The 22265-nt window shown below is 72.3% G+C and carries 25 protein-coding genes; 2 read left to right on the forward strand and 23 right to left on the reverse strand.

The annotated features are described in order from the left end of the window. Positions 1 to 31: 31 nt before the first annotated feature. The 9 genes from DY157_RS04655 to rpsB form a co-directional block, all read right to left on the reverse strand. A complete protein-coding gene (locus DY157_RS04655) occupies positions 32 to 1267 on the reverse strand; it encodes a M50 family metallopeptidase (RefSeq protein WP_115727931.1) in 1236 nt (411 codons plus the stop codon). Next, a complete protein-coding gene (gene dxr, locus DY157_RS04660; protein ID WP_115727443.1) occupies positions 1264 to 2484 on the reverse strand; it encodes a 1-deoxy-D-xylulose-5-phosphate reductoisomerase in 1221 nt (406 codons plus the stop codon). Before dxr ends, DY157_RS04655 begins: the two co-directional genes overlap by 4 nt. A gap of 10 nt (positions 2485 to 2494) precedes the next feature. Continuing rightward, the gene (locus DY157_RS04665) at positions 2495 to 3046 is read right to left on the reverse strand and encodes a DivIVA domain-containing protein (protein ID WP_115727444.1); all 552 of its coding nucleotides are present in this window, start codon (positions 3044 to 3046) and stop codon (positions 2495 to 2497) included. Next, positions 3043 to 4278 carry a 23S rRNA (adenine(2503)-C(2))-methyltransferase RlmN gene (gene rlmN, locus DY157_RS04670; protein ID WP_115727445.1) on the reverse strand — a complete coding sequence of 412 codons (1236 nt, stop codon included), beginning with the start codon at positions 4276 to 4278 and terminating at the stop codon, positions 3043 to 3045. The genes DY157_RS04665 and rlmN overlap by 4 nt, the downstream gene beginning before the upstream one ends. Then, positions 4275 to 5162 carry a phosphatidate cytidylyltransferase gene (locus DY157_RS04675; protein WP_115727446.1) on the reverse strand — a complete coding sequence of 296 codons (888 nt, stop codon included), beginning with the start codon at positions 5160 to 5162 and terminating at the stop codon, positions 4275 to 4277. The genes rlmN and DY157_RS04675 overlap by 4 nt, the downstream gene beginning before the upstream one ends. A 5-nt stretch (positions 5163 to 5167) precedes the next feature. Beyond that, positions 5168 to 5725 carry a ribosome recycling factor gene (gene frr, locus DY157_RS04680; RefSeq protein WP_115727447.1) on the reverse strand — a complete coding sequence of 186 codons (558 nt, stop codon included), beginning with the start codon at positions 5723 to 5725 and terminating at the stop codon, positions 5168 to 5170. Positions 5726 to 5742: 17 nt separating this feature from the next. Then, positions 5743 to 6459, reverse strand: a complete 717-nt coding sequence (gene pyrH / locus DY157_RS04685; RefSeq protein WP_115727448.1) for a UMP kinase — start codon at positions 6457 to 6459, stop codon at positions 5743 to 5745. A gap of 92 nt (positions 6460 to 6551) precedes the next feature. Next, on the reverse strand, positions 6552 to 7379 hold the full coding sequence (tsf, locus tag DY157_RS04690) for a translation elongation factor Ts (protein WP_115727449.1): 828 nt from the start codon (positions 7377 to 7379) through the stop codon (positions 6552 to 6554). 31 nt (positions 7380 to 7410) lie between these two features. Continuing rightward, a complete protein-coding gene (rpsB, locus tag DY157_RS04695) occupies positions 7411 to 8256 on the reverse strand; it encodes a 30S ribosomal protein S2 (RefSeq protein ID WP_115727450.1) in 846 nt (281 codons plus the stop codon). Positions 8257 to 8619: 363 nt separating this feature from the next. Here rpsB and DY157_RS04700 point away from each other — a divergent pair, with 363 nt between their 5' ends. Beyond that, a complete protein-coding gene (locus DY157_RS04700; protein ID WP_115727451.1) occupies positions 8620 to 9135 on the forward strand; it encodes a M23 family metallopeptidase in 516 nt (171 codons plus the stop codon). 70 nt (positions 9136 to 9205) lie between these two features. Here DY157_RS04700 and DY157_RS04705 read toward each other — a convergent pair whose 3' ends face one another. The 12 genes from DY157_RS04705 to rpsP form a co-directional block, all read right to left on the reverse strand. Next, a complete protein-coding gene (locus DY157_RS04705; RefSeq protein WP_115727452.1) occupies positions 9206 to 10120 on the reverse strand; it encodes a tyrosine recombinase XerC in 915 nt (304 codons plus the stop codon). 4 nt (positions 10121 to 10124) lie between these two features. Then, positions 10125 to 11270 carry a DNA-processing protein DprA gene (dprA, locus tag DY157_RS04710; protein ID WP_115727453.1) on the reverse strand — a complete coding sequence of 382 codons (1146 nt, stop codon included), beginning with the start codon at positions 11268 to 11270 and terminating at the stop codon, positions 10125 to 10127. Beyond that, positions 11251 to 12792 (reverse strand): YifB family Mg chelatase-like AAA ATPase, encoded by a 1542-nt coding sequence (locus DY157_RS04715; RefSeq protein WP_115727932.1) that lies wholly within the window; start codon positions 12790 to 12792, stop codon positions 11251 to 11253. Before DY157_RS04715 ends, dprA begins: the two co-directional genes overlap by 20 nt. Further along, positions 12789 to 13199, reverse strand: coding sequence for a YraN family protein (locus tag DY157_RS04720; protein ID WP_115727454.1), 411 nt, complete (start codon positions 13197 to 13199; stop codon positions 12789 to 12791). The genes DY157_RS04715 and DY157_RS04720 overlap by 4 nt, the downstream gene beginning before the upstream one ends. 134 nt (positions 13200 to 13333) lie before the next feature. After that, a complete protein-coding gene (locus tag DY157_RS04725; protein WP_115727455.1) occupies positions 13334 to 13633 on the reverse strand; it encodes a DUF2469 domain-containing protein in 300 nt (99 codons plus the stop codon). A gap of 34 nt (positions 13634 to 13667) precedes the next feature. Then, complete coding sequence (locus DY157_RS04730; protein WP_115727933.1) at positions 13668 to 14300, reverse strand: ribonuclease HII; 633 nt, start codon at positions 14298 to 14300, stop codon at positions 13668 to 13670. 65 nt (positions 14301 to 14365) lie between these two features. Continuing rightward, positions 14366 to 15109 (reverse strand): signal peptidase I, encoded by a 744-nt coding sequence (gene lepB / locus DY157_RS04735; RefSeq protein WP_115727456.1) that lies wholly within the window; start codon positions 15107 to 15109, stop codon positions 14366 to 14368. Positions 15110 to 15190: 81 nt separating this feature from the next. Continuing rightward, positions 15191 to 15547: a 50S ribosomal protein L19 gene (gene rplS / locus DY157_RS04740; protein WP_115727457.1), complete on the reverse strand. Its 357-nt coding sequence runs from the start codon at positions 15545 to 15547 to the stop codon at positions 15191 to 15193. Positions 15548 to 15721: 174 nt separating this feature from the next. After that, a complete protein-coding gene (trmD, locus tag DY157_RS04745; RefSeq protein ID WP_115727458.1) occupies positions 15722 to 17062 on the reverse strand; it encodes a tRNA (guanosine(37)-N1)-methyltransferase TrmD in 1341 nt (446 codons plus the stop codon). Next, complete coding sequence (gene rimM, locus DY157_RS04750; RefSeq protein WP_115727459.1) at positions 17059 to 17580, reverse strand: ribosome maturation factor RimM; 522 nt, start codon at positions 17578 to 17580, stop codon at positions 17059 to 17061. Before rimM ends, trmD begins: the two co-directional genes overlap by 4 nt. A gap of 102 nt (positions 17581 to 17682) precedes the next feature. Further along, a complete protein-coding gene (locus tag DY157_RS04755; protein WP_115727460.1) occupies positions 17683 to 17922 on the reverse strand; it encodes an RNA-binding protein in 240 nt (79 codons plus the stop codon). Between the two features lie 2 nt (positions 17923 to 17924). Continuing rightward, on the reverse strand, positions 17925 to 18392 hold the full coding sequence (gene rpsP / locus DY157_RS04760) for a 30S ribosomal protein S16 (protein WP_115727461.1): 468 nt from the start codon (positions 18390 to 18392) through the stop codon (positions 17925 to 17927). Between the two features lie 245 nt (positions 18393 to 18637). Here rpsP and DY157_RS04765 point away from each other — a divergent pair, with 245 nt between their 5' ends. Further along, complete coding sequence (locus tag DY157_RS04765; RefSeq protein ID WP_115727462.1) at positions 18638 to 19573, forward strand: inositol monophosphatase family protein; 936 nt, start codon at positions 18638 to 18640, stop codon at positions 19571 to 19573. On the opposite strand, the gene DY157_RS04770 is transcribed toward DY157_RS04765, so the two are convergent. Together DY157_RS04770 and ffh are read right to left on the reverse strand one after the other, a co-directional pair. Next, a complete protein-coding gene (locus DY157_RS04770; protein WP_115727463.1) occupies positions 19539 to 20660 on the reverse strand; it encodes an amidohydrolase family protein in 1122 nt (373 codons plus the stop codon). The two genes, DY157_RS04765 and DY157_RS04770, sit on opposite strands and share 35 nt — an antisense overlap. Further along, positions 20657 to 22252, reverse strand: coding sequence for a signal recognition particle protein (ffh, locus tag DY157_RS04775; protein ID WP_115727464.1), 1596 nt, complete (start codon positions 22250 to 22252; stop codon positions 20657 to 20659). Before ffh ends, DY157_RS04770 begins: the two co-directional genes overlap by 4 nt. Positions 22253 to 22265 lie beyond the last annotated feature (13 nt).

Below are 22265 nucleotides of genomic sequence, written 5' to 3' on the forward strand. Positions count from 1 at the left end.
CGAGGCCCTCGGCATTCGGGGGGTGCGCGGACTACCGGAGCGCGATGGGCCTCACGAGGTCGGCGACGACGAGGAGCAGCGTCATCGCGACGAGGAGCGCGCCGACCGTCCACGTGAGCGGCATGAGCCTCGCCGTGTCGACGGGACCGGGATCGGGGCGCCCGCGCAGGCGGGCGATTCCAGAGCGCGCGCCCTCCACGAGCGCGCCGGCGATGTGCCCGCCGTCGAGCGGCGGGAGCGGGATGAGGTTGAACAGCCCGAGCGCCATGTTGAGCGAGGCGAGGAGCGAGAGGAGCACGGCGATGGTCTGGCGCGCGTCGGAGATGCCGAGCGCCGCCGAGTCGCCCGTCACCTCGCCGGCGATCCGGCCGACGCCGACGATCGAGACGAGGCCGTTGCCGTCGCGCGGCGCGCCGGTGACGAGCGACACGGCGACGTCCCACAGTCCCATCGGGAACCGGACGAGCGCCGCCCCCGTTCCCGCGGCGATCGCGCCGTAGGCCGAGAGGATCTGCGAGGCCGAGGCGGGCCGGTACTCGACTGCGGCGGCGACGCCGATGAGGCGCGCCCCGTCCGCGCCCTCGACCGGCGTCACCCGGGTCGTCCGCACCGCGCCGCCGCGCGAGTATCCGATCTCGACCCCGCCGCTCGACGCGGCGACCGCCGCCTGGAGTTCGGACCACTGAGTGATCGGGGCGCCATCGACCGACACGATGAGGTCGCCCGCCTCGAGACCCGCCGCGGCGGCCGGCGATTGCGCGCCTCCGGAGGAGGTCTCGAGCGTCGGGGAGACCGAGGCGAGCTCCAGCGTCGCCGTCGGCGAACCGATCCCGGCCATCGCGACGACGAGGAGCACGAGTGCGAGGACGAGGTTGACCGCGGGGCCGCCCGCCATGACGATCGCCTTGCGCCACCACGCGAGCCGGTAGAACGCGTGGTCCTCGAGGCCCGAGGGGATCTCCTCGGCGCTCGCGATCCTCGCTTCCTCCGCCAGGGTCGGCCGCCCCGTCCTCGTCAGTCGACGACGGTTCGGAGCGCCGGGGGCGAACATCCCGAGGATGCGGACGTAGCCGCCGAGCGGGAGGGCGCGCAGAACGACCTCGGTCGCTCCCGCGCGCCATTTCCTGAGGGCCGGTCCGAAGCCGATCGCGTATTCGGGGACGAGGGCGCCGAAGCGCTTCGCGGGGACGAGGTGTCCGAGCTCGTGGAGGCCGACCGAGACGACGAGGCCGACGACGATCGCGAGGATGCCGAGGAGCGAGGTCACCGGCGGCTCGCCCGATCGACCGCCTCCTGCGCGCGGGCGCGCGCCCATTGCTGAACGCCCTCGATGTCCTCGAGCGTCGGGTCCGCGATCCCCTCATGGGCGCCGACGACGTCGCGGAGGGTGTCGACGATTCCGAGCCAGGACAGGGCGCCTCCGACGAAGGCGTCGACGAGGACCTCGTTCGCGGCGTTGAAGACGGCCGGGTGGGTCGCCGAGGCGGCGACGGCCTCGCGCGCGAGGTTGACGGCGGGGAAGGTCGCGTCGTCGATCGGCTCGAAGGTCCACGACTGGGCGTCCGCCCACGTGAGGGGCTTCTCGACGTGCGGGAGGCGCTCCGGCCACGAGAGGCCGAGGGCGATCGGCAGCCGCATGTCCGGGGGCGAGGCCTGGAGGGTCGTCGCCCCGTCGATCCACGTCACCATCGAATGGACGATCGACTGCGGGTGGACGGTCGTCAGCACGTGCTCGGGCGCGACGTCGAAGAGCAGGTGCGCCTCGATGAGCTCGAGGCCCTTGTTGACGAGGGTCGAGGAGTTGATCGTCACGACCGGCCCCATATTCCACGTCGGGTGGGCGAGGGCCTGAGCGGGCGCGACGTCGGCGAGCTGAGCGCGCGTCCTGCCGCGGAACGGGCCGCCGGAAGCCGTGAGGACGAGGTCGGCGACCTCCGTCCGACCGGTGACGACCGGCGAGGTGAGGCCCATCTCGTGGACGCCGGAGGCGAGGGCCTGGGCGATCGCGGAGTGCTCGGAGTCGACGGGAACGATCTGACCCGGGCGAAGGGCCGCCTTGCGGACGAGGTGCCCGCCGACGACGAGCGACTCCTTGTTCGCGAGGGCGAGGGTCGCGCCCGATTCCAATGCGGCGAGCGTCGGATGGAGACCCACTCCCCCGGTGATGCCGTTGAGGACGACCCCGTTCGGCGCGACCGCCGCGACCCGCGTCGCGGCGTCCGGGCCCTCGAGGATCTCCGGTAGGGCAGTCCCGGGGTCGAGGGCGCGGATCGCGCTCACGAGGTCGGAGCCGTGATGCGAGGCGAGGGCGACGATCGGAACGGCGAATTCGACGACCTGGGCCGCGAGCAGATCGAGGTGCGCGCCTCCGGCGGCGAGCGCCGCGATGCGGAACCGGCCGGGGTTCCGGCGCACGACATCGAGGGCCTGCGTGCCGATCGATCCGGTGGAGCCGAGGACGACGACGGGGACGAGCGCGCTCATGCGATCGGGCTCACTCGACGGCGAGGAGGATCTCGACGGCGCGGCCGAGATAGGCGTCGACCGGGCCCTCGGCGTACGCCTTCTTCCCGCGGGCGGGCTGGAAGACGGCGAGACGGACCTCGTCGACGCGGAGCGGCCGCCCCTCGTCGAAGTAGGCGGCGAGCCGATCGAGCAGGTCGTCGACGGCGACCGCGTCGTAGCCGCGGCCGGACTCGGGCCGCGCGAAGCGCTCGCCGCGGGGGCGCAGAAGGCGCTCGTAGAGGGTCGTCGCGCGATCCGCGACCTTCTCGAGCCAGGCGGACTCGCCGTTGACGGCGACGTGATCCGCGCGGTCGCGCTGGACGAAGGCCGCCTCGAGACGATTCATCGCCGCGTCGACCGCATCGATCCGGTACCCGGCGCGCTTGAGCGGGAAGGTCGCCTGACGGACCTGCTGGGCGGAGAACTGCTCGGCGGGAACCCCGCCCTCGTACGCCCGCCGGGCGTCGTCGAAGAAGGTGTCCACGCGCTCGGGCGCGTAGCCGTGCCGCCAGAAGCTCACCCTGGGGAAAGCGTCGCTCATCGAGTCTCCTGCTCCGTTCGTTCGAGGTGCCGATTCCGCTTCGCGTTCGCGTCCCGCACCGCCGTCGCGAGCTGTCCGCACGCGCCGTCGATGTCGGAGCCGCGGGTGTCGCGGATCGATGTCGATATCCCATTGTCGCGCAGGGTCTTCACGAAGGCGTCCTGCGCGCGCCGTGTCGAGGCCGTCCAGATCGTACCCGGTGTCGGGTTGAGCGGGATCGGGTTGACGTGCGCCCACCCGCGCCCGCGGGCGTTGAGCTCGTCGGCGAGGAGCTTCGCTCGGCGCACCTGGTCGTTCATGTCCTTGATGAGCGCGTACTCGATGGAGACACGCCGCCCGGTCGCGACGAAGTACCGGCGCGCGGCGTCGAGGAGCTCGCCGACCTTCCACCGCGAGTTGATGGGGATGAGGTCGTCGCGCAGATCGTCGTCGGGCGCGTGGAGCGACACCGCGAGGGTGACGGGCAGTCCCTCCCCCGCGAGCTTGTCGATCGCGGGGACGAGGCCGACGGTCGAGACCGTCACGTTGCGCGCCGACATGCCGAAGCCCTCCGGGGAGGGATCGATAAGGCGGTGAAGGGCCCCGACGACCGCGCGGTAATTCGCGAGGGGCTCCCCCATGCCCATGAAGACGACATTGCTCAAGCGGGTCGGGCCGCCCTCGAGAGCGCCGTCGCGGCACGCGGCCTGGGCCTGGCGGACCTGATCGATGATCTCGGCCGTCGAGAGGTTGCGCGTGAGGCCCATCTGACCGGTCGCGCAGAAAGGGCACGCCATGCCGCAGCCCGCCTGCGAGGAGACGCACAGCGTCGTCCGTTCGGGGTAGCGCATGAGGACGGATTCGACGCTCGCGCCGTCGAAGAGGCGCCACAGGTGCTTGAGGGTGAGGCCCTGATCGGCGCGCTGGACGACGACCTCGGTGACGAGCTCGGGAAGGAGCGCCGTGCGCACCGCCTCGCGCATCGAGGCGGGTAGGTCCGTCATCTTCTCCGGGTCGGCGGTGAAACGGTCGAAGTAGTGGCGCGAGAGCTGATCGGCGCGGAAGGCCGGCAAGCCGAGGTCCTTGAGAAACTCCTTGCGCCCCGCGAGATCGAGGTCGGCGAGGTGCGCGGGGGCCTTCCCCCTCCGGTGCGGGGCGAACGAGAGGACCGGCTTCGCGTCGGGGCTCGTCGCGCCCTCGGGCGCCTGGTCGGTCGGGCGGACCTCGCGGCGCGCGACGTGTTCGAGGGTCATCGCGGGCCTCCCAGCGTCCACGTGAAGATGAGGTGCATGAGCGGGGCCACCATGAGGAGCGCGTCGAGGCGATCGAGGAGGCCGCCGTGGCCCGGAAGGATCTCGGACATGTCCTTGAGGCCGACCTCGCGCTTGATGAGCGACTCGGTGAGATCGCCGAGCGTCCCGACGACGCACGCGCCGAGGCCGGCGAGCGCGCCCCACCACCAGCGCGATCCGAGCACCGGGAAGGCGAGGGTGCCGACGAGCACCGCCGCGACGACCGACCCGGCGAACCCCTCCCATGACTTCTTCGGGGAGAGGCGCGGGGCCATCGGGTGCTTCCCGAAGAGGACGCCGGCGGCCCATCCGCCCGTGTCGTTCGCAACGACGAGCGCGATGAAGAGGAGGACCACCCACGGACTCCGGAAGTCCTTCACCATGAGGACGACGAAGGACGCGAGGAAGGGGACGTACACCGCCGCGAAGACGGAGGAGACGACGTCGACGATCCGGCCCTTCGGCTCGGGGTCGAGGATCCTCCACGCGACGCACGCGAAAAGGGTCGCGTAGAGGGCGAAGAGGAGGGCCTCCGGCCCGAGCGTCCACGCGCAGGTGAGCATGCCGACCGCGCCGACGTAGAGCGGCGCCAACGTGAGGGACGCCCCGAGACGCGCGAAGGCGCCGCCGAGCTCCCAGAGCGCGCCGAGGGCGAGCAGCCCGACGACGACGACGAAGAGCGGCTGCGCGTAGAAGAGCGGAAGACCGACCGCGGCGACGAGCACGACGCCCGTCGCCACGGCCGCGGGCAGGTTGCGGCCCGCCCGGCCGGACGCCTTGAGGGGCTTCCCCTGCCGGGTCGGACCCGGGTGGAGGATCCGACCGAGCGGTGAGGGGGAATCCATGGGCGTCACAGCGTGAGGAGTTCGCTTTCCTTCGTCGCGAGGAGCTTGTCGATGTGGTCGACGTGCGACTTCGTGAGGGACTCGAGGGACTTCTCGGCGCGATCGACCTCGTCCTCTCCGGCCTCGCCCTCCTTCTTCATCTTGTCGAGCGACTCCTTCGCCTTGCGGCGGATGTTGCGCACGGCGACGCGGGCGTCCTCGGCCTTGGTCTTCGCGAGCTTGACGTACTCGCGGCGACGCTCCTCTGTGAGGGCGGGCAGGACGACGCGGATGACGTTGCCGTCGTCGGTCGGGTTGACGCCGAGATCCGACTCGCGGAGGGTCTTGAGGATCTCCTGCGTCGCGGTCCGGTCGAAGGGAGAGATGAGGACCGTACGGGCCTCGGGGATCTGGAAGGAGGCGAGCTGCTGCATGGGCGTCGGCGCCCCGTAGTAGTCGACGAGGAGCTTGTCGAACATGCCGGAGTTCGCGCGGCCCGTCCGGATGTTCCCGAACTCGCCGGACGCGGCCTCGACGGCGCGGTCCATCTTGTCCTCGGCCTCGAGGAGAATGTCATCGATCACTGGTGGCTCCTTGGTGTTCAGTCTTCGGCAGTGACAAGAGTACCGATTCCCTCGCCGAGGAGGGCCGCGGTGACGTTCCCGGCCTCGGACATTCCGAAGATCCGGGTCTTCAGGCCGTTGTCGCGGCAGAGGGCGAGGGCCGTCGCGTCGACGACCTTGAGCTCGCGCGCAAGAGCGTCGGAGTAGGTGACGAAGTCGAGCTTCTTCGCGTCCGGGTTCTTCCGCGGATCGTCGTCGTAGACGCCGTCGACGCCGTTCTTCGCGACGAGGAGCTCGTCGCAGTGCGTCTCGAGGGCGCGCTGCGCGGAGACGGTGTCGGTCGAGAAGTAGGGCATGCCGGCGCCGGCGCCGAAGATCACGACGCGTCCCTTGTCCATGTGACGGATCGCGCGCAGCGGGATGTAGGGCTCGGCGACCTGCGTCATCGTCACCGCCGACTGGACGCGGGCGGGGACGCCCGCCTGCTCGATGAAGTCCTGGAGCGCGAGCGCGTTCATCACGGTGCCGAGCATGCCCATGTAGTCGGCGCGGGCGCGGTCCATGCCCGCCTGCGCGAGCGAGGCCCCGCGGAAGAAGTTGCCGCCGCCGACGACGACCGCGACCTCGACGCCCCTGCGGACGGCGGTGGCGATCTGGGCGGCGATATCGCGGACGACGACCGGATCGAGGCCGACGGCTCCGCCGCCGAACGCCTCACCGGACAGCTTGAGAAGGACCCTGCGGGGCTTCGCCATGATGCGCTCCTTGAAGTAGGTGGGATGTCGAGGGTTTTCCGGTGAAGATATCCGAATGGCCCCGCCCTGGGGGCGGGGCCATTCGGAACGGGTCAGGCTCCGACGTGGACGCGGACGAAGTCCGTGACCGCGCCGCCGACCTCGGCGAGGACCTTGCCGACCGACTTCGAGGGGTCGCGGGCGAAGGCCTGATCGACGAGGCAGTTGTCCTTGAAGTACGCCTCGAGGCGGCCGGTGACGATCTTGTCGACGATCTTCTCCGGCTTGCCCTCTTCGAGGGTGATCTTCACGAGGGTCTCGCGCTCCTTCTCGAGGACGTCGGCCGGGACGTGCTCGCGATCGAGGTACGCGGGCATGTAGGCGGCGACGTGCATCGCGATGTCGTGGGCGACGGGGGCCGCCGCGGCATCGGTGACGACGAAGACGCCGACCTGCGGGGGCAGGTCCGGGCTCGTCTGGTGGAGGTAGAGGTCGACGTTCTCGCCCTCGACGCGGATGACGCGACGGATCTCGAGCTTCTCGCCGATGACCGCGGCCATGCCGTTGAGCTTGTCCTGGACGGTCTCGTCGCCCATCGGGGCGGCGAGGAGGGACTCGAGGTCGGAGGCGCCGGACGCGACGGCCGCCGCGAGGACCTCGTTCGCGAAGTCGATGAACTTCTGGTTCTTCGCGACGAAGTCGGTCTCGGAGTTCACCTCGACGAGGACGCCGACGCCCTCGTTCACCTGGGCGGCGAGGAGGCCCGCGGAGGCCTGACGGCCCTCGCGCTTCGAGAGGGACTTGAGGCCCTTGAGGCGGATGATCTCGAGCGCCTTCTCGGCGTCGCCGTCGGCCTCGGTGAGGGCCTTCTTCACATCCATCATTCCGGCGCCGGTCTGCTCGCGCAGCGCCTTGACGTCGGCAGCGGTGAAATTCGCCATGGGAATGTCCTTTCGGGAAGCGGGTGCGGGATCAGGCCTGCTCGCCGGCGGCCTCGGCGGGGGCCTCGGTCGTCTCGGCGGGGGCCTCGGTCGTCTCGGCGGCGGTCTCGCCCTCGAGGAGCTCCCGCTCCCACTCGGCGAGGGGCTCGGCGACGGTCTCGGCCGAGTCGGCGGACTTGCGGGTCTCGGAGCGGGCGAGGAGGCCCTCGGCCACGGCGTCGGCGACGACGCGGGTGAGGAGCGCGACGGCGCGAATCGCGTCGTCGTTGCCCGGGATGCGGTAGTCGACCTCGTCCGGATCCGCGTTGGTGTCGAGGATCGCGACGATCGGGATGTTGAGCTTGCGGGCCTCGGAGACGGCGAGGTGCTCCTTCTTCGGGTCGACGATCCACACGGCCGAGGGGACCTTGGCCATGTCGCGGATGCCGCCGAGGGTGCGCGAGAGCTTCTCCTTCTCGCGGCTCATCATGAGGAGTTCCTTCTTGGTGTGGCCGGAGGCGGCGACGTCCTCGAAGTCGATCTGCTCGAGCTCCTTGAGGCGCTGGAGGCGCTTGGCGACGGTCGAGAAGTTGGTGAGCATGCCGCCGAGCCAGCGGTGGTTGACGTAGGGCATGCCGACGCGGGTCGCCTGCTCGGCGACGGCCTCCTGGGCCTGCTTCTTCGTGCCGACGAAGAGGATCGTGCCGCCGTGGGCGACCGTCTGCTTGACGAAGTCGTACGCGATGTCGATGTCCGCGATCGTCTGCTGGAGATCGATGATGTAGATGCCGTTGCGCTCGGTGAGGATAAAGCGCTTCATCTTCGGGTTCCACCGGCGGGTCTGGTGTCCGAAGTGGACGCCGGACTCGAGAAGCTGACGCATGGTGACGACTGCCATGGAATCGTCCTTCCCCCGCGGGATGCGGGATCGGCGGGGGCTCTCGCCCCCTTGTTTCGGTTAACGCCCGTGACGGACCGTCCGTCCGGGCCCTGGCGTCGTGGTGGGGACCGCCTCCGAGGAGGACCGGGTCGCCCGACCCCGCCGCGCGGCTGAAGGCCGCCTCGCGGAAAACGGCGCGCGAAGTCACCTGCACGCAGGTGCGGAACCAGTCTAGACCATGGGAAACTCGCCCCCGGACCCCGGGCCTGTGACCCTCGTCAAGCGCGGCGCCCGTCCACATCCGCCCCGCGGCGTTCGCGGCGTCCACAGTTCGCGGCGCCCCGGACGGCGCGCGGTCGCGCGAACCTCCACCCTGTCGTCATGCGCCCTCCCGAACCGTCCCGCGTCCGCCGCCGTACCGGGCTCGTTCCCGCGTTCCTCCTCACGCTCGTCCTCCTCCTCGCTCCCGGCACGGCCGTCGCCGACGAGGCCGGGGCCGCCCCCTGGTCGTGGCCCGCCGAATCGCCGGTTCGCGTCGTCCGCGCCTTCGATCCGCCGGCGCGGCCATGGCTCCCCGGACATCGAGGCGTCGATCTCGATCTCCCGGTCGGCCGCGTCGTCCGCGCGCCCGCCGACGGGCGCGTGAGCGTCGCGGGCGAGCTCGCGGGACGGGGCGTCGTCGCGATCGCCCACGGACGGATCCGGTCGACCTTCGAACCGGTCATCCCCCTCGTCGCGGTCGGCGAGGAGGTCGCGCGCGGCCAGGCCGTCGCGGTCGTCGCCCCGGGCCACTCCCCCGGCGCCCTCCATTGGGGCGCGAAGGTCGGAGCCGACGTCTACGTCGATCCCCTGCGCCTCCTCGTGCCCGAGGTCGTCCTCAAGCCCTGGGACGGCTGAGCAGGGCAGCGGCGACGGATGCGCCCCCCTGAGCGGCGCTCCGCCCCCGGCCTCGTCGATCCCGACGGAGTTACGCGCGCGGATGCGCCTGCCGGTAGACGGCGGAGAGGCGGTCGGCGTCGACGTGCGTGTAGCGCTGCGTCGTCGTGAGCGAGGAGTGCCCGAGGATCTCCTGGACGCTGCGCAGATCCGCGCCGCCCTGAAGGAGGTGGGTCGCCGCCGTGTGGCGCAGCGCGTGGGGGGCGAGATCGGGGACGCCGGCGCGCGCGGCCTCCCGGTGGATCATCGCGCGAACGATCCGCTGGTCGACGCGCCGTCCCTGAGCGCCGAGGAAGAGCGCCGAGCCCGACTCGGGGACGGCGAGGGCGGGGCGCCCCTCGCTCCGCCACCTGCCGATCGCCTCGAGCGCGAGCGGGGTGAGGGGGACGACGCGCTCCTTGTTCCCCTTGCCGAGGACACGGGCGGTGCCGGAAGCGTCGTCGATCGATCGGAGGTCGAGGCCGCAGAGCTCGGCGACGCGCATGCCGGAGGCGTAGATCGTCTCGAGGATCGCCCAGTCGCGCAGTCCCACGGGCCCGCCCTCCCCGGCCCTCGTCCGGGCGTCCTCCATGAGCCGCTCGGCGTCGGTGCGCGTGAGGACCTGCGGGAGGCGCTGGTCGGGCCGGGCGGTGACGAGGGCGAGCGACGGATCGGTCGGCAGGAGCCCGCGCTCGTGCGCCCACCCGGCGAAGCCTCGGACGGCCGCGGTGCGCCGCGGGAGGGTCGAGCGGGAGGCCCCGGACTCCGCCTGCTCGCCGAGCCACAGGCGGATCCTGCGGGTCGTCATCGCCCGGGCGAGGGCTTCGGGCGCGGCGTCCGCGTCGAGGCCGAGGCTGTCGAGCAGGGAGGCGAGATCGCCCGAGTAGGCGCGCAGCGTGTTCTCGGAGAGGCCGCGCGCGTGCCGCAGATGCTCGATCCACGCGCGCAGCGGGGAGGCGTCGGACATGCGCTCATCCTAGGCGCCGCCTCGCCCATCCCCTCGAGTCGGACGCGACGAGGCCGGCGAGCTCGAGCCCGGCGAGCGCCGCGAGGACCTCCCTCTCACCGAGGCCCGCGGCGCGCGACAGGCGCGCGAGTGTCGTGCTCGACCGCTGCGGGAGGGCCTCCCACACCCTGCGGGCGATGGGGTCAAGGGCGTCCGCGCCCCGATCGGGAACCACCGGCTCGCCGAAGAGGACCGCCTGGGAGCCCTCGAGCGGTGCGACGAGTTCGAGGACCTCGCCGACGTCCCTCACGAGGATCGCGCCGTTGCGGATGAGGTCGTGACATCCGATCGAGGCGCTCGACGTCACGGGGCCGGGAACCGCGCCGACGGGTCGTCCGAGGTCGAGGGCGCGCCGCGCCGTGGCGAGCGCTCCGGATCGCGCGGAGGCTTCGACGACGACCGTCGCGCCGGCCCACGCGGCGAGGAGACGGTTGCGCCCGAGGAAGCGCCACTTCGCCGGGCGCCACGAGGTCGGGACCTCGGAGACGAGGGCGCCACCGCGCTCGAGCATCTTCGAGAAGAGATCGCCGTGGGCCGCGGGATAGGGGTTGCCCACTCCCCCGGCCATGACGGCGAGCGTCGCGCCGGAGGCCGCGAGGGCGCCGCGGTGAGCGGCCGCGTCGATCCCGAAGGCGCCGCCCGAGAGGACCGGAACGCCCCGCTCGGCGAGTCCCGCCCCGAGGTCGAAGGCGGTGCGCTCCCCCGCGTTCGTCGCCGCCCTCGCGCCGACGAGCGCGACCGGCGGAGCGTCGGGCAGGCGTCCGAGGACCCACAGGCCGATCGGAGCCGCGGGGCCGAGCGCGTCGAGCGCGTCGGGCCAGCCCTCGTCGCCGGGGAGGAGGAATCGTCCCCCGAGCGACTCGAGCGCCTCGAGCTCGGCGCGCGGGCGGGCCTCGAGGACGCGCGGACGCCATCGCTCCCAGGCCTCGGCCCATCGTCGTCCCCGTCCTGCCAGCGCCGGGGGCAGCGGACCGGGCGCATCGGCGCCGGCCCATGCGATCGCCTCCTCGTCGCCGAGGCCGGCGCGCAGGGCCGCCGCGTGGAGGTCCTCGGGTTCGACGACGCAGCACCACCACGCCGCATTGAGCCTGTCAGTCTCCGACCCGGGCATCGGGGCCTCCCGTTCTCAGGGCGAGCGCGCGGGCGAGATCGGTCTCGTCCGGCGAGTCGCGTTCCGACAGATCCGCGAGCGTCCACATGAGGCGGAGCACCCGATCGGCTCCCCGCATTGAGAGGACCCGCTCGTCGACGGCCCGGTCGAGCCGCTCGACGAGGTCGGGCCGGATGCCCGACGAGCGGCGGAGCCACGGCCCGGGGAGCTCGGCATTGAGGGTCCAGCCCGTGCCGCTCAGGCGCGCCCGGGCACGGGCGCGCGCGGCGACGACCCTCCGCTTCGCCTCGGCGCTCGACACGGGGGTCGAGGCGGCGAGGTCCGCGCGCGTCGGCTGCCGCATCTCGACGGTGATGTCGATCCGGTCGAGGAGGGGTCCGGAGAGACGGGAGAGGTAACGCCGCCGCTGCAGGGACGTACAGCGGCAGCGCCGACCGGCCCGCCCGCACGGGCAGGGATTCGAAGCGAGGACGAGCTGGAACGCGGCCGGGTAGTCGGCGCGCCCCCTCGACCTGTGGATCGCGATGCGCCGCTCCTCGAGGGGCTGGCGCAGGGCGTCGAGGACCGCGGGCGGGAACTCGGCCGCCTCGTCGAGGAAGAGGACGCCCCCGTGGGCGAGCGAGACGGCGCCGGGCGACGCGATCCCGCTTCCCCCGCCGATGAGCGCCGGGGTCGTCGCGCTGTGGTGGGGCGCCTGGAAGGGCGGGGTGCGCAGGAGCGCGCTCCCCTCGGGCAGGACCCCGGCGAGCGAATGGAGCGCCGTCGTCTCGAGGGCGACGCGGTCGTCGAGATCGGGGAGGATCCCGGGCAGGCGCGAGGCGAGCATCGTCTTGCCGGCTCCGGGCTCGCCCTCGAGGAAGAGGTGGTGTCCTCCGGCGGCCGCGACGAGAAGCGCGTCGACCGCACCGTCCTGGCCACGCACGTCCGCGAGGTCGCGTTCGTCCGGAGGCGCGGCGGCCGGCGGTGGAGCCGGCGCGCGCTCGAGGAGGCGCGGCCGCGCCGCGCGGCCGCCCGCCCATACGACGACGTCGGCGAGGTGGGCGAAGCCGAGAACCTCGATCCCTGGGACGAGGCGGGCCTCGTCGACGCACTCGACGGGCACGACGACCCTGCGGACGCCGAGGCCCTTAGCGGAGGCGACGGCGGGGAGGATCCCGCGCACGGGCCGCAGTCCCCCGTCGAGTCCGAGTTCGGCGAGGAGCGCCGCGCCCTCGAAGGCGGAAGCGTCGACGGCCCCAGCGGCGACGAGGACCGACATCGCGATCGCGAGGTCGAAGCCCGACCCCGACTTCGGGAGCCCCGCGGGCGAGAGATTGACAGTGATCCGCGCGTCCATCACCTCGAGGTCGCAGCTCTGGAGCGCCGAGCGGACGCGATCCTTCGCCTCGCGCAGCGAGGCGTCGGGCAGGCCGACGAGCGTGAAGGCGACGAGTCCGCGCCCGACGTGCGTCTCGACGTCGACGAGGCGCCCCTCGAGTCCGAGGAGGGCGATCGAGCGGACGGCGGCGATGCGGGCGCTCATGCGATGCCCCGCACCCACGTCGCCCTCGCTCCGAGGGTCCGCAGATCCTTCACGGGAAGGGCCGCGAGGATCTCGTCGCGGCGCGACGGCTCGAGGGCGAGGGCGATAGCGTCGACCCTCAGCCGCCGACGGCATCCGCGCTCGGCGACCCAGTGGCCCGCGAGCAGCCGAAGTTTCGCGACCTTGCGGGCGTCGATCGATTCGACGGCGCTGCCGCGCAGATCGCCGATCCGAGTCCTCACCTCGACGACGACGATGCCGGGCGGCCCCTCGGCGATGAGGTCGAGTTCTCCGAGCCTTCCGCCCCGCCAGTTCCTCTCGAGGACGACGAGTCCGGCCTCCTCGAGCAGGAGCGCCGCAGTGTCCTCCCCCGAGCGTCCGAGCGCCCGCCTGTGATCCGCGTCCATGAACTCACCTCCGCAGGGAGGGTCTCAGGGGACGGACGGGTCGCGCGAGCCGGGCGGGCTCGGCCTGTGGACGGCGACGCCGGCGGCGCGGGCCTGTGGATCCGCGTGCGGGTCGCGCCGACGAGCGCGGCGGATCAGGGGATGTCGAGCTCGGGCTTCGAGAGCTCCTCGACGTTGACGTCCTTGTACGTGATGACGCGAACCGAGCGGACGAAGCGGGAGGAGCGGTAGATGTCCCAGACCCACGCGTCGGTGAGGGTGAGCTCGAAGAACACGTCGCCGCCGACGGGGCGCGCCTGGACGTCGACCTGATTGCACAGGTAGAAGCGGCGCTCGGTCTCGACCACGTACTTGAACAGGCCGATGACGTCCCGGTACTCGCGGAAGAGTTCGAGTTCCAGGGCGTTCTCGTAGCCTTCGATGTCTTCGCTCACGGCTCCATGATGCCCTGTTCGCGGCCCACGAGCATCATCGGGCGGGCGTGAGACCCGTCCCGGGGAGCCTCCAGGACACCCGGTGGAGGGGTCCCGGTCCGAGCCTCTCGAGGCCCGCGACGTGAGCGGGAGAGGCGTAGCCCTTGTTCGACGCCCAGTCGTAGCCCGGGTCCGGGGCCTGGGTCATCCACCGGTCGCGGGCGACCTTCGCGAGCACGGAGGCGGCGGCGACCGCGGTGCACGACGCATCGGCCTTCACGCGGGTGAGCACCTCGGGGACCTCGACCTCGGGGAGCTCGGGGCCGTCGAGCTCGGCGAGGAGATCCTCCGGGGGCGTCAGCCAGTCGTGCGACCCGTCGAGGAGGACGAGGGCGGGGCCGCGGACCTGGGCGACGAGGGAGCCCGAGCCCATGAGCTCGGCGAGCGCCCGCATCCCCGCCAGGCGCAGCGCTCCGACGATGCCCCAGCGGTCGACCTCCGCATTCGAGGCGAAGCCGACGGCTCCGGGGGCCCAGGCCCCGACGAGGGGAACGAGGGCCTCGCGGCGCTTCGGAGTGAGAAGTTTCGAATCGGCGAGACCGGAGGGCGCCACGCCCTCGTCCCCCGTGACGGCGCATGCGCCGACGGCGACGGGGCCCGCGAGGGCGCCGCGCCCGACCTCGTCCATTCCGATGACGACGCCCGCGCGCTCGAGGAGGGCGAGCTCGACGTCCCGGGTCGCGAGGACGCGCGTCACTTCCCGACGCCCGCGAAAACCTCGGGGGCCGAAAGGCCGACGCGCCAGCGGTCGATCGGCCAGATGACCGCCTGGACGGTGCCGACGACGGCGGAGACGGGGACGAAGGGGGTCTCCCCCTCGCCCTGGTGGTAGCGCGAATCCGCTGAGTTGCCGCGGTTGTCCCCCATCACCCAGAGGGAGCCCTCGGGGACGGTGACGTCGAAGGGAACGGTCGAGGGGACCTGGCCCGCGGCGAGGTAGGTCTCGTCGAGGGGGACTCCGTTGACGGTGATCCTCCCGTCGGCCGTGCAGCACTGCACGCGGTCGCCGCCGACTCCGATGACGCGCTTGACCAGCGTCTGCTCGCCGCCCGCGGGGACGAATCCGATGAACTCGCCGAGCTTCTGGAGGGGCGAGACCTGCGAGGTCGAACCCGAGAGCCAGCCGAGCTCGTCGTGGAAGACAACGACGTCGCCGCGCTCGATGCTCCCCGTGAGGGCGTCGACGCGGGAGACGGCGATCTTGTCGTTCTCGACGAGCGTGTCGTGCATCGAAGGCGAGGGGATCCAGAAGACTTGGACGACGAAGGCGCGCAGGAGCGAGGAGATGACGACGGCGATGAGGAGGACGAGGCCGACCTCCTTCACCCATCCGAGGACGCCCTGAGGGCCCGGATCGGCGACGCGGTCGGGGCGCGCGAGGTGGCGGGGCGCGAGCGGCGCCCCCTCGGGAGCCGTCTGCGTCGCGGCCTCGATCATGTCGTTCCCGTCCCTTCCGCCGAAACGCGCGCCCGGCACCCCCGCAAGGGTACCGGGCGCGAGTCGGTCATGCTCGGAGGGTCACTCCGCGCTTCCCGAACGGTGCTCCTTGATCTTCGCGGCCTTGCCGTGGCGCTCGCGCAGGTAGTAGAGCTTCGCGCGGCGGACGTCGCCCTTGGTGACGACCTCGATCTTGTCGATCGTCGGCGCGTGGAGCGGGAACGTGCGCTCCACGCCGACGCCGAAGGAGACCTTGCGGACGGTGAACGTCTCGGAGACGCCGTGTCCGCGACGGGCGAGAACGACGCCCTGGAAGATCTGGATACGGGAGCGGCTGCCCTCGATGACCTTGACGTGCACCTTGACGGTGTCGCCGGCGCGGAAGGCCGGAAGGTCCGTGCGGAGGGAAGCGGCGTCGACGGCGTCCAGCTTCTGCATTGTTACTCCTCGACGCGCCCGCCGCAGGTCGCTCGCGTCTGATTCGGCGGGCCGGGCCCGCGTTCTCTGATCGGCGCGCCCGCGGTGGAGTCCCCCTGCGGCAGGTCGCTCCCGGATGCGCCGGTTCACCAGTGTGCCACACGGCGGGCGGGGCGCCCAGCCCCGCGGGGCGTCTCAGCCGCGCAGCGCCGTGAGATCGCGCACGAGGACGACGTCGCGGTTGGGCTTTCCGCCGACGACGAAGGTCCGCGTGCCCCGCTTGGCGAAGCCGTGCTTCTTGTAGAAGCGCTGGGCGCGGACGTTCCCGGCGTTCGTCCCGAGGACGATGCGGGGGGCGCTGCTGGAAGCGGCGGCGTCTGCGACGGCGGACTCGAGGAGCGCGCCCGCCAGGCCCGTTCCGCGCCACGCCGAGTCCGCGTAGCACTTCGAGAGGTAGGCGTCGCCGGCCTCGACCTTCCCTGGGCGGATCATGTCGGAGGCGATGTCGTGCCCGGAGACGAGGGCGAGCGAGTATCCGCCGGGCTCGCCGTCGACGAGGGCGAGGAGGATCCGGTGCGCCGCCGGATCGGCGAGGTAGCGCCCGAAGGCCTCCTCGGACAGCTCCTCGGCGATGAATGCCTCGACCGCCTCCTTCGGGAGCTCGGGCGGGCAGGCGTCGGGGAAGGTGCGCGCGGCGAGCTCCGCGAGGACGGGCGCGTCCGCGGGGACGGCCTCGCGGACCTCGAGGGAGTGGACGCCATCCGCCGCGACGAGGAATCCGGCGAGCGCGAGCGCCGTCCGATCGGCGGAGTCGAGTTCGGCGGGGTCGAGGGCGGCGACGAGGTCGGGGCGGCGGGCCGCGGTCCGTTCGAGGGAGCGGTCGCGCCTCCAGCGCGCGATGCGGGCGTGATCGCCGCCGAGGAGGACCTCGGGGACCTCGAGACCGCGCCACGTCCGCGGTTTCGTGTAGGCCGGGTATTCGAGGAGCCCGTTCGAGTGGGACTCTTCGACGATCGACTCGGGATTGCCCATGAAGCCGTCGAGGAGGCGCGTCACCGCCTCGACGAGGACGAGGGCGGCGGCCTCTCCCCCGTTGAGGACGTAATCGCCGATCGAGTACTCGAGAACCTCGAGTCCGGCCTCCCGGTAGTGGTCGGCGACCCGCTGATCGATGCCCTCGTAGCGCCCGCAGGCGACGAGAAGGTGGGAGCATCGCGCGAGGTCCTCGGCCATCCGCTGGGTGAGCGGGGTCCCCGAGGGCGTCGGGATCGCGAGGACCCGGCGCCCCTCCTCCCCCGAGGCCGACGCCTCGGCCACGACCTCGTCGATCGCCTCGCCCCAGACCGACGGCATCATCACCATGCCGGCTCCGCCGCCGAAGGGCGTGTCGTCGACGGTGCGATGGCGGTCGTGCGTCCAGTCGCGCAGATCGTGGACGCGCAGGTCGACGAGGCCCGCGTCGTCGGCCTTCCCGAGGAGGGAGAGCCCGACGGGCGCGAAGTACTCCGGGAAGATCGAGAAGAGGTCGATCCTCATCGGGCGCCCTCCCGATCCTCGGAGACGACGATCCGGTCGTCGAAGAGGCCGGGCGGCGGTGCGATCGTCACCGTGCGGGCGGCGACGTCGACCTCCGGCACGAGCGCCTCGACGAAGGGGACCATGACGAGTCGATCGGCGGTCCGCACGAGAAGGAGATCCTGGGCGGGCCCGAAGCGCAAACCCTCGACGACGCCGAGGAGTTCGCCTTCCGGCGTGCGCGCCTCGCATCCGGCGAGCTCATGGGGGTACCACGCGTCCTCCTCGGCCCGCTCCTCGACGAGGAGGGCCCTGCCGCGCAGAGCCTCGATCCCCTCGCGCGAATCGATCTCGTCGAAGGAGACGAGGACGCGGTCCTTGTGGACGCGCGCGCCGAGGACCGTCAGTCGCTCCTCGCCGCCCTCGAGGACGAGGACGGAGCCGGGCGCCCAGATCGCGGGATCGTCGGAGCGGACATCGACGATCGCCTCGCCGCGCAATCCGTGCGCGGGTCCGATGATTCCTGCGGTCATGAGCATGAGGGCCTCCTGAAGATCCGATTCATTCCACCACACCGGCGGAGAAGAGGACGGAGGGGTCCGGCAGTGCCGGACCCCTCCGTGAAAGGTGTCGCTCCGCGATTACTCGCGATCGGTGTCGACGACGTCGACGCGAACCGGGCCGCGGGTCGAGAGCGCGCCGATGACGGTGCGCAGCGCCCGGGCGGTCCGCCCGCCGCGGCCGATCACCCGTCCGAGGTCGTCGGGGTTGACCCGGACCTCGAGCAGACGGCCGCGTCGCATCGACCGCGAGGAGACCTGGACGTCCTCGGGGTGATCGACGATCCCCCCGACGAGGTGCTCCAGCGCATCGGCGAGCATGATCAGGCTTCCTCGGCGGCCTCGGGGGCCTCCTCGGTGGCCTCGGCCTCAGCGGCCTTCGCCTCGGCGGCGGCCTTGGCCTCGGCCTCCGCCTTCGCGGCGGCCTGCTTGGCCTTCGACTTCTCGGCCTCGGCCTCGGCGGCCTTCACGGCCTCGGCAGCCTGGGCGGCCTTGTCGGCCTCGGAGACCTGGACGCGGGAGACCGCGTCGGCCTTGCCGTGGAACTTCGCGATGTCGCCGGTGAGGACGAGCAGGTTGCGGACCTGGTCGGAGGGCTGGGCGCCCACGCCGAGCCAGTACTGCGCGCGATCGGAGTCGATGCGGATCGTCGAGGGGTTCGGCTGGGGATCGTAGATCCCGAGCTCCTCGATGACGCGGCCATCGCGCTTCTTGCGCGAATCGACGACGACGACGCGGTAGGCGGCGGCGTGGATCTTGCCCACGCGCTTCAGACGGATTCGAACTGCCACTGGTGTGGTCACTCCTGTTTCTCAGAGGTGTGGAGCGCGCGCGTCCCCGGTGGGAAACACGGTTCGGCGATTGCTCCGGGACACGGGGTGGCGAGGTGAGAGGGTCCTCGACAGACCGGGTACAGCCCAATATTGTGCCATGAACCGACCCCTCGTCTCCAACCCCCGGCGCGTCGGAGGGCGACGCCCGGTCGTGGAATCCGTCACGTCGGGCCCCGCGACGGCCTTCGGTGGACAATGGCGGCATGACCGATCTCGTCTCCCCAGCGCCCGCCTCCGCCCTCGCCCTCATCGCGAAGGAGGCGGCTCTCGCCGTCTCCGACTACCTCGCGGGCGTCGCCCGGACGGTCGCGCGCGTCGAGACGAAGGTCGACTTCCACGATCCCGTCACGGCGCACGATCGGCTCGTGGAGACCGCTCTTCGCGCGATCCTCGGGCGGGCGGTGCCGGGCTCGCGCGCCCTCGGCGAGGAGAAGGGCGCCGCCGTCCTCGACGCCGAGTCCCTTCCCGTCCTCCCGGACGGCGTCGCGTCTCCCGGTTCGGCGCAGTGGCGCGAGGCCGTCGGCGTCGTCGCCGAGTTCGGCGCCCGCGTCCGCTGGATCGTCGACCCCATCGACGGGACCGCGAACTTCGCGTCCGGGCTCCCCTGGTTCAATACGTCGATCGGCGTCGAACTCGACGGCGAGATCGTCGCCGGCGTCGTCCGCGCTCCCCTGCTGGGCGAGACCTTCTGGGCAGACGACGCGGTCGCGCGCTACGAGGGACCGAACGGCGAGCGGATCCTCGACGCCGACGGGCCCACCGCCGAGGAGCGTGCGGTCATCGTCTCCTACTATCCGGGCCCCCGCGCCATCGCCCGAGAGCCCGAGCTCGCGGCGGCCCGCGAGGCGCGCATCGCCGCCGCCTTCCAATCGACGCGGCGCCTCGGCGCCGCCGCCCTCGACCTCGCCTACGTCGCGGCCGGGTGGCTCGGCGCGATGTCGGGGACGGCGTTCAAGCCCTGGGACGTCGCCGCGGGCCTCCACATCCTGCGCATCGCGGGAGGCGGCGCGCTCAACGTCGACCTCGCGACCGAACTCCCCTGGGGACTGCGGCCCGGCGTCGTCGCGCACGGGCGGAACTTCGACGCGCCGACGGCGCGCGCGGTCATGCGCGAGATCGCGGCGACGTGGGAATCCTGACCCCGCGCAGGACGATCGCGTCGGGGGCGTCGAGTCGGGGGACGAGGGCGGCGTCCCTCGGATCGTTCCCGTAGACGAGGAGATCCGCGCTCGCACCCTCGGAGAGGACCTCGAACCCCAGGGCGCGGCGGGTGGCGCGCGTCGCGACGTCGAGGAGCTCGGCGCGCCCGACGCCCTCGGCCTCCCAGGCGGCGAACTCGGCGCCGATCGTGCCGTGCTCCTGGTAGCCGCCCGAATCGGTGCCCATGAGGAGCCGCACGCCCGACTCGCGGAGCATCGCGAAGTGGGCGCGACGATTCTCGTGCATCGTCCTCATCGTTCGGGCGTACACGGGGTACTTCGACCCCGCCTGGGCGGCGAAGGAGTCGAAGAGGGCGACCTGGAGGAGGGTCGGGGCGACGAGGACGCCGCGGCGGGCCGCCTCGTCCGCCTGGTCGGCGTCCATTCCGGTCGCGTGCTCGATGTCGTCGACGCCCGCCTCCAGCAGATCGTCGATCGTCGCGTGAGCGAAGGAGTGGACGGCGACGCGCGCGCCCGCGTCGTGGGCGGCGGCGACGGCGTCGACGAGGATCTCGCGCGGCCACAGCGGCTCGAGGTCGGAGTCGGCGCCCTTCGAGCGGTCGATCCAGTCGCCGACGAGCTTCACCCAGCCGTCGCCCGACGCCGCCTGGCGCACGATCTCCTCGGGGAGGTCGGCGGGATCGTCGAGGTCGACGGGCAGTCCCCGCATGTAGCGCTTCGGCCGGGCGATGTGGCGCCCCGCCCGGACGAGCCGGGGCATATCGGGTCGCGCATCGATCCAGCGGGTGTCGACGGGCGAGCCGCAATCGCGGATCGCGAGGACTCCGGTTGCGAGCTGGGCGCGGGCCTGGCGCTCCTGCTCGGCCTCCCCCACCGGCCCGTCGGCGCCGACGCCGATGTGGGCGTGGCAGTCGGCGAAGCCGGGGATCGCGTAGCCCTCGAGGTCGGGAACGGGCCCCTCTCCGATCCGGTGGATCCGGCCGTCCTCGATGCGGAAGGTTCCGCGCGTCCACGTCGCGGGCGCGTCGGGGTCGTCCGACCAGAGGACGGAGCCGGAGAGGATCATCGCAGGCCCTGGAGCATCCGCTTGACGTCGTCGGGCAGGTCGTCCATCGACGGGCGCGCCGCGGGCTCGGGGGCTGGCGCGGGCGCCCCGAACGCCGAGCCCTTCTCGGCGGACGCCGAGCGCTGCTCGGGCGGGAGGAGCGCCTCGAGCTCCTGCTGGCGGCGCTTCGCGGGGTTGCCGGAGCGGGCCTTCTTCTTCACCTTCGCTCGGTCGGCCTGGGCCTTGCGGGCGTTGGCCTTCTGCTTGGCGCGGCCGCCCTGGCCGGGCATCGAGCCGAATCCGGGCATGCCGCCCATGCGGCCCATCTGGCCCATCATCGTCTTCGCGGCCTCGAACCTCTGGACGAGGGAGTTCACCTCCGCGACGGTCGTGCCCGAGCCGCGGGCGATGCGGGCGCGCCGCGAGCCGTTGAGGATCGAGACGTCCTCGCGCTCCGCGGGCGTCATCGACCGGACGATCGCCTCGACCCGGTCGACCTCGCGCTCGTCGAAGTTCTCGATCTGCTCGCGCATCTGGGCGGCGCCCGGGATCATCCCGAGCATCTTCTTCATCGAGCCGAGCTTCTTGATCTGCTGGAGCTGCGAGAGGAAGTCCGCGAGGGTGAGTTCGCCGGACATGGCCTTCTGCGCCATGCGCTCGGCCTCTTCGGCGTCGAGCCTCTTCTCCGCCTGCTCGATGAGCGTGAGGACGTCGCCCATGTCGAGGATCCGGCCGGCCATGCGGTCGGCGTGGAAGCGCTCGAAGTCGTCGAGGCCCTCGCCCGTCGAGGCGAAGAGGATCGGGGCGCCGGTGACGCCGCGGACGGAGAGCGCCGCGCCGCCTCGGGCGTCGCCGTCGAGCTTCGAGAGGACGACGCCGGTGAAGCCGACGCCGTCGCGGAACGCCGTCGAGGTCTGGACGGCGTCCTGGCCGACCATCGCGTCGAGGACGAACATCACCTCGTGCGGGTGGACGGCGTCGCGGATCGCGACGGCCTGCGCCATCATCTCCTCATCGACGCCGAGGCGGCCCGCGGTGTCGACGATGACGACGTCGACGCCGGTCCGGATCGCATGGTCGACGCCCGAGCGGGCGACCGCGACCGGGTCGCCGACGCCGTTGCCGGGCTCGGGCGCCCACACCTCGACCCCGGCGCGCTCGCCGACGACCTGGAGCTGGGTGACGGCGTTGGGGCGCTGGAGGTCGGAGGCGACGAGGAGGACGGACTTCCCCTCTTCGCGCAGCCACTTGCCGAGCTTGCCGGCGAGGGTCGTCTTGCCCGCGCCCTGAAGGCCCGCGAGCATGAAGACCGTCGTGCCGCGCTCGGCGAAGCGCAGCTCGCGCGTGGCGCCGCCGAGGATCTCGACGAGTTCGTCGTGGACGATGCGGATGACCTGCTGGCCGGGGTTGAGCGCCTTCGAGCGGGCGGCGCCGTAGGCCTTCTCGCGGACCTCGTTCGTGAACTGGCGGACGACGGGGAGGGCGACGTCGGCGTCGATGAGGGCGCGTCGGATCTCGGAGATCGTCTGGTCGACGTCGGACTCCGTGAGGACGCCGCGGCTGCGGAGCTGCTTGAAGGACTGCGTCAACCGATCGGAGAGGTTTCCGAACACTGAGGGCTCCCGT

This window comes from Actinomyces culturomici (assembly GCF_900499005.1).
Classification (GTDB): domain Bacteria; phylum Actinomycetota; class Actinomycetes; order Actinomycetales; family Actinomycetaceae; genus Pauljensenia; species Pauljensenia culturomici.

Excerpts from the sequence above, each read along its gene's own strand:
- dxr (WP_115727443.1), bottom strand. The coding sequence starts at position 2,484 with ATGAGCGCGCTCGTCCCCGTCGTCGTCCTCGGCTCCACCGGATCGATC.
- DY157_RS04700 (WP_115727451.1), top strand. The coding sequence starts at position 8,620 with ATGCGCCCTCCCGAACCGTCCCGCGTCCGCCGCCGTACCGGGCTCGTT.
- tsf (WP_115727449.1), bottom strand. The coding sequence starts at position 7,379 with ATGGCGAATTTCACCGCTGCCGACGTCAAGGCGCTGCGCGAGCAGACC.
- DY157_RS04765 (WP_115727462.1), top strand. The coding sequence starts at position 18,638 with ATGACCGATCTCGTCTCCCCAGCGCCCGCCTCCGCCCTCGCCCTCATC.
- DY157_RS04770 (WP_115727463.1), bottom strand. The coding sequence starts at position 20,660 with ATGATCCTCTCCGGCTCCGTCCTCTGGTCGGACGACCCCGACGCGCCC.
- DY157_RS04705 (WP_115727452.1), bottom strand. The coding sequence starts at position 10,120 with ATGTCCGACGCCTCCCCGCTGCGCGCGTGGATCGAGCATCTGCGGCAC.
- dprA (WP_115727453.1), bottom strand. The coding sequence starts at position 11,270 with ATGCCCGGGTCGGAGACTGACAGGCTCAATGCGGCGTGGTGGTGCTGC.
- DY157_RS04755 (WP_115727460.1), bottom strand. The coding sequence starts at position 17,922 with ATGCTCGCCGATGCGCTGGAGCACCTCGTCGGGGGGATCGTCGATCAC.
- rlmN (WP_115727445.1), bottom strand. The coding sequence starts at position 4,278 with ATGACCCTCGAACACGTCGCGCGCCGCGAGGTCCGCCCGACCGACCAG.
- DY157_RS04730 (WP_115727933.1), bottom strand. The coding sequence starts at position 14,300 with ATGGACGAGGTCGGGCGCGGCGCCCTCGCGGGCCCCGTCGCCGTCGGC.
- DY157_RS04665 (WP_115727444.1), bottom strand. The coding sequence starts at position 3,046 with ATGAGCGACGCTTTCCCCAGGGTGAGCTTCTGGCGGCACGGCTACGCG.
- DY157_RS04675 (WP_115727446.1), bottom strand. The coding sequence starts at position 5,162 with ATGGATTCCCCCTCACCGCTCGGTCGGATCCTCCACCCGGGTCCGACC.
- DY157_RS04715 (WP_115727932.1), bottom strand. The coding sequence starts at position 12,792 with ATGAGCGCCCGCATCGCCGCCGTCCGCTCGATCGCCCTCCTCGGACTC.
- lepB (WP_115727456.1), bottom strand. The coding sequence starts at position 15,109 with ATGATCGAGGCCGCGACGCAGACGGCTCCCGAGGGGGCGCCGCTCGCG.
- rimM (WP_115727459.1), bottom strand. The coding sequence starts at position 17,580 with ATGCTCATGACCGCAGGAATCATCGGACCCGCGCACGGATTGCGCGGC.
- DY157_RS04720 (WP_115727454.1), bottom strand. The coding sequence starts at position 13,199 with ATGGACGCGGATCACAGGCGGGCGCTCGGACGCTCGGGGGAGGACACT.
- rplS (WP_115727457.1), bottom strand. The coding sequence starts at position 15,547 with ATGCAGAAGCTGGACGCCGTCGACGCCGCTTCCCTCCGCACGGACCTT.
- trmD (WP_115727458.1), bottom strand. The coding sequence starts at position 17,062 with ATGAGGATCGACCTCTTCTCGATCTTCCCGGAGTACTTCGCGCCCGTC.
- rpsB (WP_115727450.1), bottom strand. The coding sequence starts at position 8,256 with ATGGCAGTCGTCACCATGCGTCAGCTTCTCGAGTCCGGCGTCCACTTC.
- pyrH (WP_115727448.1), bottom strand. The coding sequence starts at position 6,459 with ATGGCGAAGCCCCGCAGGGTCCTTCTCAAGCTGTCCGGTGAGGCGTTC.